Annotated in this window: 20 protein-coding genes; 10 read left to right on the top strand and 10 right to left on the bottom strand. The window is 45.8% G+C overall.

The features are described 5' to 3' along the window. Positions 1–90 precede the first annotated feature (90 nt). On the top strand, positions 91–708 hold the full coding sequence (locus sps_RS24550) for an outer membrane protein (protein ID WP_077754913.1): 618 nt from the start codon (positions 91–93) through the stop codon (positions 706–708). 87 nt (positions 709–795) lie between these two features. On the opposite strand, the gene sps_RS24545 is transcribed toward sps_RS24550, so the two are convergent. Further along, the gene (locus sps_RS24545; protein WP_077755850.1) at positions 796–1,584 is read right to left on the bottom strand and encodes an ABC transporter permease; all 789 of its coding nucleotides are present in this window, start codon (positions 1,582–1,584) and stop codon (positions 796–798) included. Positions 1,585–1,769: 185 nt separating this feature from the next. Here sps_RS24545 and mpl point away from each other — a divergent pair, with 185 nt between their 5' ends. The 7 genes from mpl (at position 1,770) to sps_RS24515 (ending at position 7,040) form a co-directional block, all read left to right on the top strand. After that, complete coding sequence (gene mpl / locus sps_RS24540) at positions 1,770–3,197, top strand: UDP-N-acetylmuramate:L-alanyl-gamma-D-glutamyl-meso-diaminopimelate ligase (protein WP_077754912.1); 1,428 nt, start codon at positions 1,770–1,772, stop codon at positions 3,195–3,197. A gap of 128 nt (positions 3,198–3,325) precedes the next feature. Next, positions 3,326–3,988, top strand: a complete 663-nt coding sequence (locus sps_RS24535) for a flavin prenyltransferase UbiX (protein ID WP_077754911.1) — start codon at positions 3,326–3,328, stop codon at positions 3,986–3,988. 42 nt (positions 3,989–4,030) lie between these two features. Further along, positions 4,031–4,561, top strand: coding sequence for a hypoxanthine phosphoribosyltransferase (gene hpt, locus sps_RS24530; protein WP_077754910.1), 531 nt, complete (start codon positions 4,031–4,033; stop codon positions 4,559–4,561). A 213-nt stretch (positions 4,562–4,774) separates the two neighbouring features. Beyond that, on the top strand, positions 4,775–5,800 hold the full coding sequence (locus tag sps_RS24525) for an ABC transporter ATP-binding protein (RefSeq protein WP_077754909.1): 1,026 nt from the start codon (positions 4,775–4,777) through the stop codon (positions 5,798–5,800). Positions 5,801–5,802: 2 nt separating this feature from the next. Then, a complete protein-coding gene (locus sps_RS24520; RefSeq protein WP_149027445.1) occupies positions 5,803–6,573 on the top strand; it encodes an ABC transporter permease in 771 nt (256 codons plus the stop codon). Positions 6,574–6,657: 84 nt separating this feature from the next. Further along, positions 6,658–6,792 (top strand): hypothetical protein, encoded by a 135-nt coding sequence (locus tag sps_RS29115; RefSeq protein ID WP_257788640.1) that lies wholly within the window; start codon positions 6,658–6,660, stop codon positions 6,790–6,792. After that, a complete protein-coding gene (locus sps_RS24515; protein WP_077754907.1) occupies positions 6,759–7,040 on the top strand; it encodes a hypothetical protein in 282 nt (93 codons plus the stop codon). Before sps_RS29115 ends, sps_RS24515 begins: the two co-directional genes overlap by 34 nt. A gap of 3 nt (positions 7,041–7,043) precedes the next feature. On the opposite strand, the gene sps_RS24510 is transcribed toward sps_RS24515, so the two are convergent. From sps_RS24510 to sfsA, 9 genes are all read right to left on the bottom strand, one after another. Continuing rightward, positions 7,044–7,427: a DUF4144 family protein gene (locus sps_RS24510; protein ID WP_077754906.1), complete on the bottom strand. Its 384-nt coding sequence runs from the start codon at positions 7,425–7,427 to the stop codon at positions 7,044–7,046. Between the two features lie 81 nt (positions 7,428–7,508). Then, positions 7,509–8,075: a DUF4124 domain-containing protein gene (locus tag sps_RS24505; protein ID WP_237157941.1), complete on the bottom strand. Its 567-nt coding sequence runs from the start codon at positions 8,073–8,075 to the stop codon at positions 7,509–7,511. Positions 8,076–8,469: 394 nt separating this feature from the next. Continuing rightward, positions 8,470–9,315 (bottom strand): pantoate--beta-alanine ligase, encoded by an 846-nt coding sequence (gene panC / locus sps_RS24500; RefSeq protein ID WP_077755848.1) that lies wholly within the window; start codon positions 9,313–9,315, stop codon positions 8,470–8,472. 152 nt (positions 9,316–9,467) lie between these two features. Beyond that, on the bottom strand, positions 9,468–10,262 hold the full coding sequence (gene panB / locus sps_RS24495) for a 3-methyl-2-oxobutanoate hydroxymethyltransferase (RefSeq protein ID WP_077754905.1): 795 nt from the start codon (positions 10,260–10,262) through the stop codon (positions 9,468–9,470). Between the two features lie 85 nt (positions 10,263–10,347). Continuing rightward, on the bottom strand, positions 10,348–10,839 hold the full coding sequence (gene folK / locus sps_RS24490; protein ID WP_077754904.1) for a 2-amino-4-hydroxy-6-hydroxymethyldihydropteridine diphosphokinase: 492 nt from the start codon (positions 10,837–10,839) through the stop codon (positions 10,348–10,350). Next, the gene (pcnB, locus tag sps_RS24485) at positions 10,839–12,398 is read right to left on the bottom strand and encodes a polynucleotide adenylyltransferase PcnB (protein WP_418346691.1); all 1,560 of its coding nucleotides are present in this window, start codon (positions 12,396–12,398) and stop codon (positions 10,839–10,841) included. Before pcnB ends, folK begins: the two co-directional genes overlap by 1 nt. Positions 12,399–12,420: 22 nt before the next feature. Beyond that, positions 12,421–13,293 (bottom strand): tRNA glutamyl-Q(34) synthetase GluQRS, encoded by an 873-nt coding sequence (gene gluQRS, locus sps_RS24480; RefSeq protein WP_149027353.1) that lies wholly within the window; start codon positions 13,291–13,293, stop codon positions 12,421–12,423. Between the two features lie 146 nt (positions 13,294–13,439). Beyond that, positions 13,440–13,883: an RNA polymerase-binding protein DksA gene (dksA, locus tag sps_RS24475; protein ID WP_076416588.1), complete on the bottom strand. Its 444-nt coding sequence runs from the start codon at positions 13,881–13,883 to the stop codon at positions 13,440–13,442. Between the two features lie 159 nt (positions 13,884–14,042). Continuing rightward, positions 14,043–14,759 carry a DNA/RNA nuclease SfsA gene (gene sfsA / locus sps_RS24470; protein ID WP_077754901.1) on the bottom strand — a complete coding sequence of 239 codons (717 nt, stop codon included), beginning with the start codon at positions 14,757–14,759 and terminating at the stop codon, positions 14,043–14,045. Between the two features lie 124 nt (positions 14,760–14,883). Between sfsA and pepB the strand changes: the two genes are divergently transcribed. Both pepB and sps_RS24460 read left to right on the top strand, forming a co-directional pair. Continuing rightward, complete coding sequence (gene pepB, locus sps_RS24465; protein ID WP_077754900.1) at positions 14,884–16,161, top strand: aminopeptidase PepB; 1,278 nt, start codon at positions 14,884–14,886, stop codon at positions 16,159–16,161. Positions 16,162–16,466: 305 nt separating this feature from the next. Continuing rightward, positions 16,467–17,450, top strand: coding sequence for a response regulator (locus tag sps_RS24460; protein ID WP_169915930.1), 984 nt, complete (start codon positions 16,467–16,469; stop codon positions 17,448–17,450). The last annotated feature ends 4 nt before the right edge of the window (positions 17,451–17,454 follow it).

Raw genomic sequence — 17,454 nt, 5'->3', positions numbered from 1 at the left:
AGTGTTCAGCTTTTATACAGGCACTTAATAATAATCTATGTTCAATTTAAAAATACAACTTTGTACTTTATTAATTTAAGAGAGCATATTATGAAATTGAATAAATTATTATTAGCCGTATCGATTACTAGTTTAACTGCAGCTCCAGCATTTGCTTCAGATTGGTTTATAGGTGGTTCAGTAGGTTCACAGAAAAATGTATTTGAAGAGAGTCATACCACACCTAAACCAGAGCAGTTTGCCGAAGATTTTAACCTAAAGGTGAGTGAATACGATGTGGTCTATTCAATTAGGGCTGGTAAATACTTTGGTAACAGCAGTGAGCATAGAGTATATGGTACCTATAGCTATAATTCAGGTACCTCAAAGGAGCTAGGTAACGGTGACTTCACTCAGCAAAACTTTCTTGCTTCTTATGATTACTTAATTCCAATGGGGCAGAGTAATATCAATTGGTTTATTGGTGCTACAGCTGGTTATGCTCATACCGAGATGAGTGGCAGCCACTTAGGCTCTAAAGGCGGCTTTGTCTATGGTGGTCAAACGGGTTTTATGATGGATATTAGTGACAATGTAAGTGCAGAGATTGGTTATCGTTATCTGAAGCAAGATTATACTAAAGGAGTTACTGATGATTTAGGTCATACAACTGAACTTAGTTTAAACGACTCTCAGCAAGCTTACTTTGGTATTGATTATAGATTTTAATTTAAAATAGGTTAAATAAGTCGTTTAATAATAAGTCCAGAGATTATGCTGGATTTATTATTGCTGAAAACCCACAAGTAGATTATATTATCTAATGGCTTTTATCTTTATTAATCCAGTTGGTTCAATACAAGTTCTTATGGTTAATATCAAAGAGAGTGTGACTGAAATAGTCAACATCACAAATATGGCGACTAATATCACCAGCTGATATTTAATGGCCACCATAGGGTCACTGCCACCTAAAATTTGACCTGTCATCATGCCCGGCAGTGTAACCAGTCCTGTGGTAGTCATAGAGGCGAGTATCGGTGCAAAAGATTGTTTTAACGCCGATTGCACAAACGGAAAGGCGGCCTGGTAGGGGGTCACACCTAGGGCTAAGGCCCCCTCATATTGATCTCTTTTCTCTTCGAAAGCGGAAAATAATCTCTGTAATGCGACAATATTACCGCTTAAGCAATTTCCCAGTAACATGCCAGCCAGCGGGATCAGGTATTGGGCGCTATAAACCGGTGTGGGCTTTAGCAAGGCTAGCAGTAGAATAGTCATTAAAGGCGTAATACCGATCAGAAGGCCTGTAATAATCGGTAAAAAAAGCGGGCGTTTTGGTAGCTTGGCACTACCGATGATGGCGCTGGCACCTATGAGCAGCATCAAAGTAAGCCAGATTAAGTTGAGTGATAAGCTATTAAGTTCAAAAAGGAACTGTAGATAAAGCCCGACAAGGATAAGCTGAGCTGTCATTCGTAAAACCGCTGTGATTATCTCCTTGCCGAGCGCTAATCTCAGATATCGATTGATGAAAAAGGGAATGACTAAGATAAGCATAAAAAAGGCGAGTTGAGCCCACGAGATATCAATAGTCGACTGCATATGTAACGTCTGAGGCTTTTTGATGGCTAAGAAGAACAATATCTTCTATGTTGGCTTTCCTAGCAAGGTGTTTCTTGTATTCAATTGGCCATAGGGATATCAGTGTCTTTAAACCATTGTTAACTGACAACGGTCTCTCATCCCGCTAGAATAGCCTCAAATTATTTCTCATCAGAGTTAGCACCATGCATGTTCATATTCTTGGGATCTGTGGCACCTTCATGGGCGGCCTCGCCCTATTAGCACGTACGAAAGGGCATAGGGTCACCGGTAGCGACACTAATGTTTACCCGCCTATGAGCACTCAGCTTGAGGAGCAGGGCATTGAACTCATTCAAGGCTTCGATCCTAGCCAGTTTGGTCAAAACGAAGATGATGCGCCAGACTTGGTGGTAATTGGTAACGCCATGAGCCGAGGAAATCCATGTGTAGAGGCTGTGCTTAACCGGGGTATTTCTTATACTTCCGGGCCACAATTTCTGGCGGAACATATTCTTAAAGATCGTTGGGTACTGGCGATATCGGGTACTCATGGCAAGACCTCTACTGCGAGTATGTTGGCATGGATCTTAGAAGATTGTGGTTATGAACCTGGATTTCTCATTGGTGGCGTGCCGCAAAACTTTGGCGTGTCAGCTCGTTTGGGTGGTTCACCTTTTTTTGTGGTGGAAGCCGATGAGTATGACAGTGCTTTTTTCGATAAACGTTCTAAGTTTGTCCATTACCAGCCGCGTACTCTGGTCATCAACAATCTAGAGTTCGATCACGCCGACATTTTCGATGACCTTAAAGCGATTCAACGTCAGTTTCACCATGTGATCCGTACTGTTCCTGGAGTGGGCAAGATCATCTGGCCCACAGACAGCGAGGCGGTGCAGCAAGTGATCGACATGGGCTGCTGGAGCGAGCAAGAGGTTTATACAAAGAGCTATGGGAAAAACTGCTCGAATCTTATATCGGATAATCAAGAGTCGTCAGTCACAAACGCCCAAGGAACTTGGTCTAGTAAGCTTATTACCGATGATGGCCACAGGTTTGAGTTGTTTTTCGATGGTGAGTCTCAGGGCATCTTAGATTGGAGCTTGATCGGCCAACATAATGTCGAGAATGCTACCATGGCCATAGCTGCGGCGCGTCATGTGGGTGTTAAGCCAGAGTCGGCTATTCAAGCTTTGGCCCAATTCGAGCCGCCTAAGCGCCGCATGGAGCTTATTGGAGAGGTGAATGGCATTGCCATCTATGATGACTTTGCACACCATCCTACAGCTATCGCGACAACATTGCAGGGTTGTCGTGCCAAGGTGGGAGAGGCCAAGATCACCATTATTCTGGAGCCACGCTCAAATACCATGAAGAGCGGTGTTCACAAGAACACGTTAGCTGGTTCAATGTCACTTGCTGACGAGGCTTATCTCTATCAGGCCGACAGTATTGATTGGGATATTGAAGCAGCGATGGAAAAAGCCGATCTGCCCGTATCTGTGCTATATGACATAGATGAGATAGTGAATACTGTAGCTAGCAAGGCGAAGACTGGCGACACCATTATTGTCATGAGCAATGGCGGTTTCGGCGGCTTGCATAAGAAGTTATTGAAAAAACTGAACGATTAAAGTTGTAAGTGATAAGTCATAAGCTTTAAGAAAAGAGTCGTGTGGAATATGAGCTCACCTTATTTCCTATACTTTGCCTTGAGCTTACAGCTTGATACTTACAGCTTACAACTATTTATTGAGATTTTATGAGTTACCCAAAAAAGCAAAAGTCGGTCAGTTTGGCCTGGACGGGGGCCTCGGGGGCACCTTATGGGTTGAAGTTGCTCGAGTGCTTGTTAGTCGCCGATTATCAGGTTTTTTTGATGGTCTCTAGTGCCGCACGTGTGGTGCTTGCCACCGAGGAAGATGTAAAGCTCAGTGCTAATGGTAAAAAAGCTGAGCAACAATTGCTCGAACTGTTCGCCGGTAGGAGCGAGTCTCCACTTAAAGGTTTGCTGCATGTGCTGGGCAAGGATGAGTGGTTCTCGCCACCGGCATCGGGTTCGGCTGCACCTAAGCAGATGGTGATCTGTCCCTGTAGCACAGGTACTCTAGCGGCTGTGGCGACGGGAATGAGCAATAGCTTGCTTGAACGTGCCGCGGATGTTGTTATTAAAGAGCGCGGCCAACTGATCTTAGTTCCTAGGGAAACTCCCTTTAGTTCCATACATTTAGAGCATATGTTGTCTCTGTCTAAGTTGGGAGCGACCATTATGCCTGCGGCTCCCGGTTTTTATCATGATCCCAAATCAGTGCAAGATCTGGTAAACTTCATGGTCGCCCGAATTCTTGACCATCTGGGCGTTGAGCATGATTTAACAAATCGTTGGGGTTATGACAAACATAATGCCAAAGATAGTGATAAATAAGACACTTTTTAAGAGTCAGTTGAAAGCAAAGTTGAGAAGGTTATGAAACACACGATTGAAGAGATGATCTCTACGGCAGAGATAGATCAAACATTAGACCAGTTAGCCGAAAAGATTAATGCTCATTATGCTAACAGCGAGCGTTTGTTAATGGTTGGACTGCTTAAAGGTTCTGTGGTTTTTATGGCTGATCTATGTCGCCGCATCAAGGGCCATGTTGAGATCGATTTTATGTCGGTATCTAGCTACGGTAATGATATGACCAGCACACGTGAGGTGAAGATCCTTAAGGATGTGCAGTCTGACATTAAGGGACGTGATGTGCTTATTGTCGAAGATCTTATTGATTCGGGCAATACCCTGAATAAGATCCGTGAATTGTTATTGTTGCGCGATCCAAAGAGTCTGGCACTTTGTACTTTGCTCGATAAGCCTGGACGACGTGAGATCCCAGTTCCAGTCGATTTTGTCGGTATGACTATTCCTGATGAATTCATTGTCGGTTATGGTATCGACTATGCTGAGCAGTACCGTAACTTACCTTATATTGCCAAAGTGATCCCTGCGGAGTAAGTGCTTTAATCGGTATTCGTACTTAGTGAAAAGCGTTTTATTTTAAAATACCCGCACTTTGCGGTTTTTTTTTGTTCATATGTCCCAATATAAGTTAACTCAGTTTCTGAATAGGGCTCAGTATATGAACTACTCATTTACCACGGCTTTAAGCCATTCAATGGGACACATTCAGATTTTTCTGCCCAGTAACATACTGGAATTAGGATACACATGGTGAATACAAAAAATTCCCCGATTTACGCACTCGAGATCAAAGATCTAAAGAAAACCTATAAAGGTGGTGTCGAGGCAGTAAAAGGGATCAGCTTAACGGTGGAGAAGGGGGACTTCTTCGCTTTGCTTGGCCCCAATGGTGCAGGCAAGTCCACTACAATAGGTGTGATTAGTTCATTGGTACAGAAGTCTTCGGGTAAGGTGTCAGTGTTTGAGCATGATATCGACAAGGAACTGGAGCTGGCTAAGTTACGTATTGGTCTGGTGCCACAGGAGTTTAACTTTAACCAGTTTGAAAAGGTGCTACAAATAGTCGTCAATCAGGCTGGCTACTACGGAGTGAAGAAAGAGCTCGCCTTGGAACGTGCCGAGAAGTACCTGACTCAGCTGGATTTGTGGGAGAAACGTGATAGTCCAGCCCGAGCTTTATCTGGTGGCATGAAGCGCCGACTGATGATAGCGCGCGCCTTGATGCATGAACCTCAGCTACTGATCTTAGATGAGCCGACCGCGGGGGTGGATATTGAGCTACGACGCTCCATGTGGACCTTCCTCACAGAGCTGAATGAGCAAGGGGTGACCATTATCCTAACCACTCATTATCTCGAAGAGGCTGAAATGTTGTGCCGTAATATCGGCATTATAGATAAGGGAGTCTTGGTCGAATGCACCAGCATGAAATCTTTGCTGAGCCGATTAAATATGGAGACTTTCGTATTGGATCTAGGAAAAGATCTGCGCGTCGAGCCGAGTCTTGATGGTATCAAGTGTCGTCTGAGTGATGGCCATACACTTGAAGTGGACGTGGCCAAGGAGCAGAGCCTTAATGGTGTATTTTCCCAGCTCAGTGACCAGGGCATCGAGGTGTTATCCATGCGGAACAAGGCCAACCGATTGGAGGAGCTGTTTGTGGAACTGGTGGAGAAGGGCGCGATTGAGCCAGATAAGAGTAGTGAGCTGCTGACTCAGGAAGGAGCTTTAGTTGATAAAGAAGCTTCAGCCAATAAAGGAGCATCATCATGAATATGAAAGCCCTGTATGCCACGGCATTTAAGAGTATTTTAACCAAAGAGGTTAATCGTTTTACCCGTATTTGGGTGCAGACCTTAGTGCCGCCAGCGATCAGCATGACCTTGTACTTCCTCATCTTCGGTAATCTGGTGGGTAAGCGCATAGGAGAGATGGGCGGTGTTAGCTATATGGAGTTTATCGCTCCTGGCTTGATCATGATGTCGGTGATCACTGCCTCATATTCAAATGTAGCCTCGTCATTTTTCAGTGCCAAGTTTCAGAGAAACCTGGAGGAGCTGATTGTAGCCCCTGTGCCGCACTACGTTATGATTGCCGGCTATGTGGGCGGCGGTGTAGTTAGAGGCCTTTGCGTCGGTTCTATCGTGACCTTAGTCGCCATGTTCTTCGTCGATATCAGTTTGCACCACGTGGGATTAGTGGCAATCACTGTGCTGCTTACTTCGATCTTGTTCTCTCTCGGTGGGCTTATCAACGCCATATTTGCCAACAGCTACGATGATATCAGTATTGTACCTACTTTCGTGTTGACGCCTTTGACTTACCTTGGTGGCGTATTTTATTCACTGTCCTTGTTACCCGATTTTTGGCAAGGTGTGTCAAAGCTAAACCCTGTGGTGTACATGATTAACGTATTTCGTTACGGTTTCCTGGGTTATGCGGACATGAGCGTGCCATTTTCAATCGCTGTTATGGTAGGTTTTTGTGTAGGCTTATGGACTTTAGCTTATTATCTGATAAGCCGTGGAATAGGCTTACGTAGTTAAAAAGAAGGCTTGGTATAACAACAAGTAGATCTAGGTCCTAGACTCTAGGGCCTGTGATCTTATTCTTAAGAACAAGGAAGTAAGATGAAACTGCAATTGATTATCCTAGTGGGGCTTGTAGCTTCTTGTGGGATGTTCTCTCAAGTGAGCCAAGCTAAGGTGTATCAATGTGAGGTGGACGGTAAATGGTGTTTCAGGATCACCTCTGTGAAGCTGTAGATAGTCAGAGTGAGCTAGTTGTTATTGAAAACATCAAGAGTGACTTCACTGCAGATGAACGTAAATTGATCAACAGTCATGAGGTTGCCATAGGCATGAGTAAGAGAGTCTTGCTTAAAAGCCGGGGCGAGCCTGATACCGTGCATCGTTCTGGACGTAGTGGCGAGCAGTGGCTCTATCGAGGAGGAGATGGCCGTATGCTGCAAGTGCTAATGAAAGATGGCAAGGTATTCGACTGGCGGGATTGATTTTTAACCTTCTTCTAGATATTTCATTATATCGAAAACCTGTTTGACAGTATTCGCGCCTAGCTTAGCCGTACAGCAGTGACCTAAGGTACTGGCATGTCGTCTGACGTAAATTAATACTTGCTTCAGATCAAGTGGCTCGGCGGCCGCTAGCCAAGTCAGGTGCTTGTCCTGCGTGAGATCATTTGTTTTATCTAGTTCGAGACAAAAGCTTACCCCCGATGAGTCGAACAACTGGCTCATTTCGTCTAAATGCCCCTGAGCTTCTAACTGCCAGTCTTGTTCGCTATTACAATAGACTAATTCATCATGGTCGACATGGATCAATATGGCTGGCCACTGGATCTTGCTATTAATTGGTGAGGTAAGCGGAGCATTTTTTTTCATTTTATTATTATCGCTTGTCTTACTAAGTCACTGCTTGCTGTGAATTGCTGAAGTCAGATGAGCAGTGTTATGTTATTTATATCACTTATCTTCAGGTATTGGCTCAGCCTCTATCTGAATTTTATGGGCCTTGAGAAGATCTATAGTAGATTGATTATTTTTGATAAGGTCATCAAAATAGCTATTCATGTCCTTGACCTCGGCTAGGTATTCAGGATTATTTTTCGCTTTTTTTTCCCAATAGCGTTTACGTTCAATTTTTTGCAGTTCGCTGGATTTTAGGATATCGAAATAACTGAGTTCCTGATTTAAGCGATATATCTCGCTATTGAGAAGGTGAACTAATTTCTCTTTTGAGATCGTTTTCTTACTCAGCAGGGCTTGCAAAGGGTCGAGCTTTTTCTCGTGTTTATCTGAATCTGTCTCTGTCGTGATCCCTAGCTGATACTCTATCTTATGCTGGCTAAATTCTTTCGGACAGATAGTCTGGCTAAAAACAACCTTATTATCTTTAACACATTTATAAATGCTATTAGCCTGAGCTGGGCTGACGAGAAGACTGGATAATAGGTAAGCCGCCAAAAGATAGCCCAAGTTAACTAGGCTTGTGTAAAAACGAGCTGTGTTTGTGTGGATCTCTCTTGCCATTTGGCTTAACTTCCTTTGTGTTGCCTGTCATTCCTAGTCCCATTAAACAATTCATGGGACTAGGTTTAGCCGACTGTTTATTGGGTGTATGCCCAAATATCCTTCAGTCGAGTTAGTGCTGACACTGCTATTCTAACATTTCTATTTATAATGTGAGTATTGCGCTAAGCGGTACTTTTTCAACTAATACTATGGCGCAAGTTTTTTAATAAAACCAGTTTTTTACCCTTGGACGTGAGCGGATTAGCTTGTTTAGCAGAGAGAAGGTTTCAATTGATTTTTAAGAGAATATTCTAAATTCATCAAAAATCATGAGTACAGGTATTAAGAAAAGGCACCTTAGGTGCCTTGAGCTGCCTCTATCGTGAGAGGCTTTCTTGTGAGCCTTGTGGGATTAGCGCTCGAAGCAGAGGTTATCGATCAGGCGGGTTGTGCCCATATAAGCTGCGGCGACAATCACCAGAGCCTTCTGCTCAGCCTGGGCTGACGAGAGATCGGTTGAGCTGCGCACCTCCAGATAGTCAGGCTTGAAACCTGCCTCTATGAGTTCAGCGTTGGCCTCGGCAATAGCATCGACTATAGCCTGTCCAGATTGAATCTCCTGAGACATGACATCCATTACCTGTTTTAGCTTGGCGGCCTGACCTTTCTGTGACTGGCTCAGGTAACCGTTGCGAGAGCTCATGGCAAGACCCGACTCTTCACGTATGGTTTCAACGCCTATTATTTCGATAGGCATGGAGAGATCTTCGACCATGGTCTTGATCACCAGCAGTTGCTGAAAGTCTTTTTTACCAAACAGGGCAACGTCGGGTTGGACGATATTAAATAGCTTACATACTATGGTAGCGACGCCGCGAAAGTGACCTGGACGGCTAGCACCACATAGTTCATCACCGATCTCGGGGACTTCGATAAAGGTCTGCTGTTCCATGCCCTTGGGGTAGATGGTTTCAGGGGTTGGAGTAAACAGTAGCTCTGCGCCGGCATCTGTCAGTGCCTGTTGATCGGCGGCCAAGGTTCTAGGATAAGCGTCGAGATCTTCGTTTTGACCGAACTGCATGGGATTGACGAAGATAGAGGCGATCACATGATCGGCTCGTTTTACCGCTTCCTTGATAAGAGTAATATGGCCTAGATGCAAGTTGCCCATAGTAGGGACGAAGGCGACAGTTTCGCCCTTGGCGTGCCAGACACGAACTTGCTCACGTATTTGTGTTATCTCTTGGGTGGTGATCATCTTGATTGGGCCTATCACTGCTCTGAGATAAGGATTGTATGATGGCAATCCTTAACTGTTTTTTATTCTTAGTTATCAGCATCGCCGGCTAAAACGTGTGTCATGCCGGCGATGTCTTTCATCGCTTTAGCTAAAGAGACAAATATAATCGTCTAGCTAAAGGTGTGGTCGCTGCCCGGGAATATTCCCTTCTCGACTTCATCGATATAGGCGCGAATGGCATCACGTATCTCACCGGTCTGCTTCAGGTAATTTTTAGAGAAGCGAGGAATGTAGCCACTGGAGATCCCGAGTACGTCATGCATGACCAAGATTTGGCCATCAGTACCTGCACCTGCACCTATGCCTATCACCGGGATAGTCAGGGCTTCGCTGATGGCTTTTGCTAACGGGGCCGGAATACATTCGACAACTAATAGCTGAGCGCCAGCGGCTTCTAGCGCTTTGGCTTCATCTAAGATACGCTGGGCATTGTCTGCATCACGTCCTTGAACCTTAAAACCGCCGAATACATGTACCGACTGAGGTGTTAGACCTAAGTGGGCACAAACAGGAATACCTCGTTCGGTTAGCTTAGTCACTGTTTCTAACAACCAGTGTCCGCCTTCAATCTTGACCATGCTGGCACCGGCTTGCATCAGCACTGTGGCATTAGTCATCGCGAGCTCTGGAGTGGCATAGCTCATAAATGGCATGTCAGCGATAAGCAGAGCCCGCTTTACTCCGCGACGAACACAGCGAGTGTGGTAGGCAATATCTTCCACCGAGACCGGTAGAGTATCATCATGTCCTTGAAGCACCATACCCATAGAGTCACCTACGAGTAATACATCAACTCCTTCACTGTCGAAGGTGCTGGCAAAACTTGCATCATAGGCCGTGAGTGAAGTGAACTTTTTACCTTCCTGCTTAAATTTGAGCAGGGTAGAGCTAGTTATCTTAGACATAGTGACTTTCTTAAATCTGATTAAAAAACGGTTATGAATCCTTGATAGAGTGCTGTTATAAGCTAACTCCCATCAGAGTTCAATACTATCTGACTATTTGTTCTAATTCTGCAGTCAAATCTGCATCGATAAGCCCGTTAAGTTTTGTGCCACATGGAAGTGTTAGATTTGGGGCTATATCGGCAAGAGGGATAAGCACGAAGCTGCGTTGTTTCATACCATAGTGGGGAACAGTGAGTCTGGAAGTGTCTATGGTCTGATTATCGTAGAGTAAGATATCGAGATCTAAGGTGCGCGGTCCCCAACGTTCTAATCTGACTCGCCCCTGTTCATTCTCTATCTTCTGTAATTCATCTAATAGCTCGATGGGCTCGAGAGTGGTATGGAAGCCGACAACGGCATTAACGTAATCAGGTTGGATTACATCGCCCATTGGGGCTGAGCGATAGTAAGAGGATATGGTGAGTGCAGGCTTTATATTCGAGTCAGCCAGCTCGGCCAGAGCCTTACAGGCGCTGTCGAGCTGAGATTCGGGCTCAGTCAGGTTTGCCCCGAGCGCAACATAAACCTTGGCCATTAACCGGCAGACTTATCCGTTGATGGATTGCCCGGATTAGCAGTCTTCTTGGTTTCCGATGGTTTATCGGTCGTTTGGCTACTTGATTGCTCATCTGAGTGTGATGACGTCTTCTTAGTCGATGGTTTACGGCGACGGCGCTGGTTCGAGTTGCGGTTTCGACTGCCCTTGTTGACTGAGCGAGCGATGACGCTACGTTGCTCTTCGCCGCCTTCGACAAAGCTCTTCCACCAAGCGGCAGATTTAGCCACTGTGCCACCTTCTGCGCTTGCTCTAAGCAATAACAAGTCATAGGCAGCGCGGAATTTTGGATGTTCGATAAACTTGAAGGCTCGTGTACCTTGGTTACGATCGAATCTTAGCTGTAGTTGCCAGATATCTTTCGCCGGAGTACTGAAGCGGCGGGGAATGCTAATAGTGCGACACTGCTGCTCCATTACATCGCCCATGGCGGCATAATAGGCATCGTAGAGACTTAAACCGCCCTCTAAAGCAATATCATCGGCGCGTTGGCTTAGAGGATACCAGAGAATAGCGGCGTAGAAGAATGCAGGAGTGACTGTTTTCTCGGCTTTAACTCGAGCATCGGTGCTTTCCATTATGCTTTGCATCATCTTAATCGCCGGGCCTTCAGGCTCATCGACAAGCTGGCCATTGACCAGAGGGAATAATGGTTCGAACAGACCGTAGTCGCGCATCATGTTGAAGTTATTCAGTGCCTGACCATTGAAGAAGAGTTTAAGGATCTCTTCATACATGCGGGCTGCAGGAATATCTTTCAGCAGAGGTGCCAATTCATAGATAGGGGAGGCCGTGCCTTCCTCTATTGTCATGCCCAACTTAGTGGCAAAGCGCACGGCTCTGAGCATGCGCACGGGATCTTCACGGTAGCGGGTATTAGGATCGCCTATCATTCTGATGGTACGAGCCTCTAGATCATGTAGACCGCCGCCATAGCTGTGAATGGAGAAGTCGCTAATGTCGTAATAGAGGGCGTTAACGGTGAAATCGCGGCGTTCGGCATCTTCGTCTATGGTGCCGTAGACGTTATCACGCAGCAGTCGGCCTTCGGCATTGGTCTTGGAGATCTTCTCACCGGAGTCCACATGATGGCCGCGTAGGGTGGCAACTTCGATAACATCACGGCCAAAGACGATATGGGCCAGACGAAAGCGTCTACCGATGAGGCGACAATTACGGAAGAGAGCTTTGATCTCTTCTGGTGTGGCGTTGGTGACCACATCAAAGTCTTTTGGTTGTAACCCCAGGAGAATATCACGCACGCCGCCACCGACCAGATAAGCCTTAAAGCCAGACTTATGTAGGCGATAGAGTACCTTTATGGCATTTTCGCTCATCTGTCTCCGAGAAATAGTGTGATCTTGTCTCGGGACAACTTCCAGACTTAAGCCTGAATCGGTTGTTTCTTCAGTAGTCTGTTGGTTATCAAATAACTGTTTACAGAATTTGCTAATACGGCGAAAAATGGGACACCTCGGAATTGCATCTGTGCTGTGCAAAGTACTATGGGTTACAACAAGGCGGCTATGATACCCCAAATGTAAGCCAATGAGTATATTCTTAAGCCAAGATGATTTCTGTTTGCTTAGGGATTAAGGATAGATCGAATTGTGCAATGGCTTGAGTGACCATCTTATCCATTTGCTGTTCAGGTGTTACCTGAGCCTGACCTAGAAAGGCTAAGGCGGCATTGAAGCTAACTTGAGGATGAGTCTTATCTATGGCTGCTGCATGGTTCTGTTTCGAGAGTTTCATGCCTGGTGTGGTGCAAACCAGAGGTAAGTGCAGCCATGCGGGCGGCGTCTGAGAAAATATCTGAAACAGACTTATCTGTCTGCAAGTGGGGATGAGCAAATCACTCCCCCGCGCCACCTCGGTGATTTGTTGGAAGGCATCGTCCATTACCACGGCCAATTGATAGGCATATAAGCCGTCACTGCGCTTGATGATGAAGTCTTCAGTGGCGAAGTCTTTATCTACCTTGACCTCTCCCATTTGCAGATCGTCAAATCTGTCTATGCCTGTATTATTGCGGATGCGAATGGCGCCGCTGACATGTGGGCTAGTGAGCCGACCACAGCGTCCATCATAAGTACCGCCCATGGCTTTGATTTGTTTACGGCTGCATTGACAGTAATAGGCCTTGTCCTGTGCAATTAAGCTGTCTATTTGGCTCTGATAAGTGTCGAGACGGTTACTTTGATATAGCAGGTCACCATCCCAATGAAGTGAGTAAGCGTCTAAGGTGCGCAAGATATCATCTGTCGCGCCTAGGATTTCCCGTGGTGGATCGATGTCTTCGACACGAACTAACCATTGGCCGTTTTGTGAGCGAGCACGTAAATAGCTGCCCAGAGCGGCAACGAGGGAACCAAAATGTAAGGGACCAGAGGGAGAAGGGGCGAATCTGCCTATATATGCTTGGTGGCTCATAATCTCAGCTGAAACAATTAGCGTATGAAATGGTGAAGTGTGACAGTAAAGCTTAGGTTAATTTGATGATTAAAAACAAACAGAGACTAAGTAAAGTGGGAAAACCCACTTTACTTAGTCTCATTATCAAAACAAGAAGAGCTAGACTAGCCAGCCATCTGCTTTTCTTTGATCTCGGCAAGTGTCTTACAGTCGATACACTGATCGGCTGTTGGGCGAGCCTCTAAACGGCGTATACCGATTTCGATACCACAAGAATCACAGAAACCAAAGTCGTCCTCTTCAATTTTCTGAAGTGTCTTCTCGATTTTCTTGATCAACTTGCGTTCTCTATCACGAGCTCGAAGTTCTAAGCTGAACTCCTCTTCTTGTGCTGCACGGTCGACAGGATCCGGAAAGTTTGCCGCTTCGTCTTGCATGTGATTTAGAGTACGGTCGACCTCTTCACGCAATTGATTACGCCAAGCATCCAGAATCGTTCTGAAGTGGCTCGACTGATCTGCGTTCATGTACTCCTCACCAGGCTTTTCCTGATAAGGTTCTACACCTGCGATAGCGAGCACGCCGAGTTTTTTAGTGCCTTCTGGCATAACGCATCTCCTGTTAATCATTTGCGTTTTAGGGCGCTTGTATTTTAAGGCCGATATCTATATCAGAAACTGATAGAGCAAGCAAACTTTTTGTGTTGCGATGATGATATTCCTTGACTATGTTCCCTATTCTCCATTAATTCAACTTTTACCGCCTATTTAGAGTTTGACAGGACAGGATTTAATCAGGGATGAGCCATTTGGCGACATTTCTGCACAATATGCTAGCACTTCGACACCAAATTGATGTGCCTTGGTGAGAAGTTGAGCATATGCAGGATCGATATGAGCGGCTGCTTGTACTGAGTCGATTCCAGTGTGCTGCACCACAAAAAGCAGCACACCTCTGTGGCCTAAGGCGACCATTTCCATCAATTCTCGCAGGTGTTTCTGTCCGCGGGTGGTAACAGAGTCAGGAAAATAGCCTTGACCTTCTTCTAATAAGGTGCAACTTTTGACCTCGATATAGCAGTCAGGCTTAGGGCTCGTTGTCGATTCGTCCCGTAATAGAATATCGATACGGCTATTCTCACTGCCATACTTTACTTCACGCTTAAGATAACTGTAACCCTGCAATTCGGTGATGACACCTGTTCGAATGGCATCTTCCGCCAACTGATTGGCTCTACCAGTATTGATACCAATGAGGTGGCCTTGGTCGGACTCGGCCAGCTCCCAGGTGCGTGAGTATTTACGTTTAGGATTATCTGAGGTGGAAAACCAGACTCTTTTACTCTCAAACAGGCAGTTTTTCATGGAGCCTGTATTGGGGCAGTGTATGGTGACTAGGCTGCCATCTTCGAGTTCGATATCCGTCAGGAAGCGTTTGTATCGTTTTATTAACTTTCCCTGCTGGAAAGAGGGGATGAATTCCATGAGTTGAGATCCGCTATGATTGGAATAATGGCCCAAGGTTATCAGCTTTTAACTGTCCGTATTTGACTCTATGAAGTAAACTGCGTGCAAAACGAAATAAGAAATAGTTCAGGAAGGAACACCCATGACAGATTTAATGAAAGTTACCCTTACCAGAGATGCACCAGCCGCTCATTGGGGCAAGGCTGATGTTACTTTTAGCAATGATCTGGTGACGATCCATCTACAAGGTGAAGATGAACTGCGTCAGATCCAGCAAGCGGCGCGTAAACTTCGTAGCCAAGGTTTATCGGCCATAGCCCTCGAAGGTGAGTTGTGGGATCTAGACTCACAGTGGGCATTCTCCCAAGGCTTTGCCACGGCTAAATCTAATCCAGATATTCGCTGGACAGGTGATGATGCAGTTAAAACTGAGCTCAAAAACCGTCTAGAGAGTGCGAGTTTTGCCCGCCACTTGATCAATGAAACCCCTGAAAATCTGGCTCCTGTTAAGTTAGCTATTCTGGCGGCTCACTGGTTATCTGAGATCGGCGGCGATAAGGTGACCTACCGTATCATCGAAGGACAAGAACTTTTAGAGCAGAAATGGGTTGGTATTCATGCCGTGGGTCGCGGCAGCGAACGTCCACCAGCCATGCTCGAGCTTGATTACAACCCATTGGGAGAAGATGCGCCTGTATCTGTTGCCTTAGTGGGTAAAGGTATTACATTTGATTCCGGCGGTTATAGCATTAAGGCTTCGGAAGGTATGCTGGGAATGAAGTGTGACATGGGCGGCGCGTCTACCGTCACTGCGGCGCTTGGTTTGGCTATGAAGCAAGGTTTAAACAAACGAGTTAAAATGTTCCTTTGTTGCGCCGAGAACCTGATCAGTGGTCACGCTTATAAACTCGGTGATATCTTGACCTATAAGAATGGCGTTACCGTGGAAGTGGTTAATACTGATGCCGAAGGGCGTCTGGTGTTGGCCGATGGTCTACAAGCTGCATCCGCTACGGGGGCTGAATTGATCATAGATGCGGCGACCTTAACTGGCGCAGCTGTGATGGCGGTTGGAACTAACTACAATGCCATTTTCTCTCCATCGAGCGAAGTTCTTGCGATGGCACAAGAAAAAGCTGCCGCAGTGGCTGAACGTGTTTGGCCTCTGCCGCTAGATCCTTGGCATCGTGAGATGTGTCCATCGGCTTATGCCGATACGGCTAACAGTCGCCCCATGAAAGGTGGTGGAGCGGGTGGTGCATCCAATGCTGCTGGCTTCCTGTGGCATTTTGTGTCCCCTGAGGCGAAATGGTTGCATATGGATCTAGCCTCAGCCTTTGCTGACGCGCCAAATGGTCTCTGGGCCGCAGGTGGTACTACCCACGGTATGTTGACCATAGCGGGCTTGCTACAGGACTAATTAAAGCCTAGTGCTGCGAAACCTTGAAGCCAGAGTTATAATGACTCTGGCTTTTTTTGGTAAGAGTCCCGTCCGACATAAGCCTTAACTCTCTTTTACAGTCTAGCTGTAACACTTTCCTATGTATCCCCTCATCTGACAATTTTTTCACTAAATGATGGCTATTGCTCTGCCAGAGTGTTTGTTGCATTATTGTTGTTCTTAAGCGCTACTCTGTATGTATCTTAGTTCTGGATAAAATGGAATCCGGACTATTTACCTTGATTACGAGAGCCTCATTAAGCTTCAAGGGAATGTCACTCTTCATGTATATCAGTTTTGATGAGTTTAGTATCAACATCCAGCAATTAGAGTTGATCATTAAACAGCAGTCGATTCCGATCGATGAACGGATCTGTTTGCTACTTCGTCTCCTTATCGAAAATTATCCCAGTCACTGCAGTAAACAGCTATGTCTCGAGTCTATCTGGCCCGATACTGTGGTGTCCGATATGTCCTTGTCTAAACTCGTGTCCGATGCCAGAAAGATATTTAAGCAAGCGGGATGTGAGGTCGCTATCATTCAAACGGTACATGGTCGTGGTTATCGTCTATCCCAAGAGCTTGGCAGGCAGCTGGCAAATCAGCAATTAACGCCAGTTACGGCGACTCTAGCCTCCGAGACCTATGTTACAGATCGGCTTACAGACGATAGAAAAGCCGATAATACGAGCCTCAAGTCTAACTTTACTGGTATTCGGCAGAAGCTGGACAAGCTTGCCCATGAGTGGCCCAGAGTGTCGACAATTTTATTTTCTATCGCTGTGAGTTTCATCGTTTTATATGCTTTGCTTTCTACGCACTCCTTCGACCGATATTTAACAGCCAGTCATGAGGGGCACAGTGTAGTCGATGAGAAGGCAATTGTTTACAGTGAGTCTGCCGATGCCATAGGGCGGGTGCTATGGATAGATGATCATCCAGAGAATAACTCGAGAGAGCGGGAGTTCCTCAGAGGGAAAAACATAGGCGTATACAGTACGACTTCGTCTCGTGAGGCTTTGCTACTGATTTCCTTATATCAATACGATGTGATCATCTCTGACATGGGACGTGAAGAAGATGCCATCGCTGGCTTGAAATTACTTGAGAAGATGCGTAGCCAAGGTGTCGAGATCCCTTTTTATATTTATACCCTAAATGCGACGGATGAGTTGATCGCAAAAATTGCTTCTAGCGGCGGTCAGGGAGTCGCAGTTGATTCAGAGGGGCTGTTTCGACAAGTCATGACTCATTTCGATACTGAATGATAAA

The organism is Shewanella psychrophila, assembly GCF_002005305.1.
GTDB classification, from domain to species: domain Bacteria; phylum Pseudomonadota; class Gammaproteobacteria; order Enterobacterales; family Shewanellaceae; genus Shewanella; species Shewanella psychrophila.
Note: the sequence above shows the minus strand (reverse complement) of the source record. Positions and strands in the feature narration are given on the sequence as shown.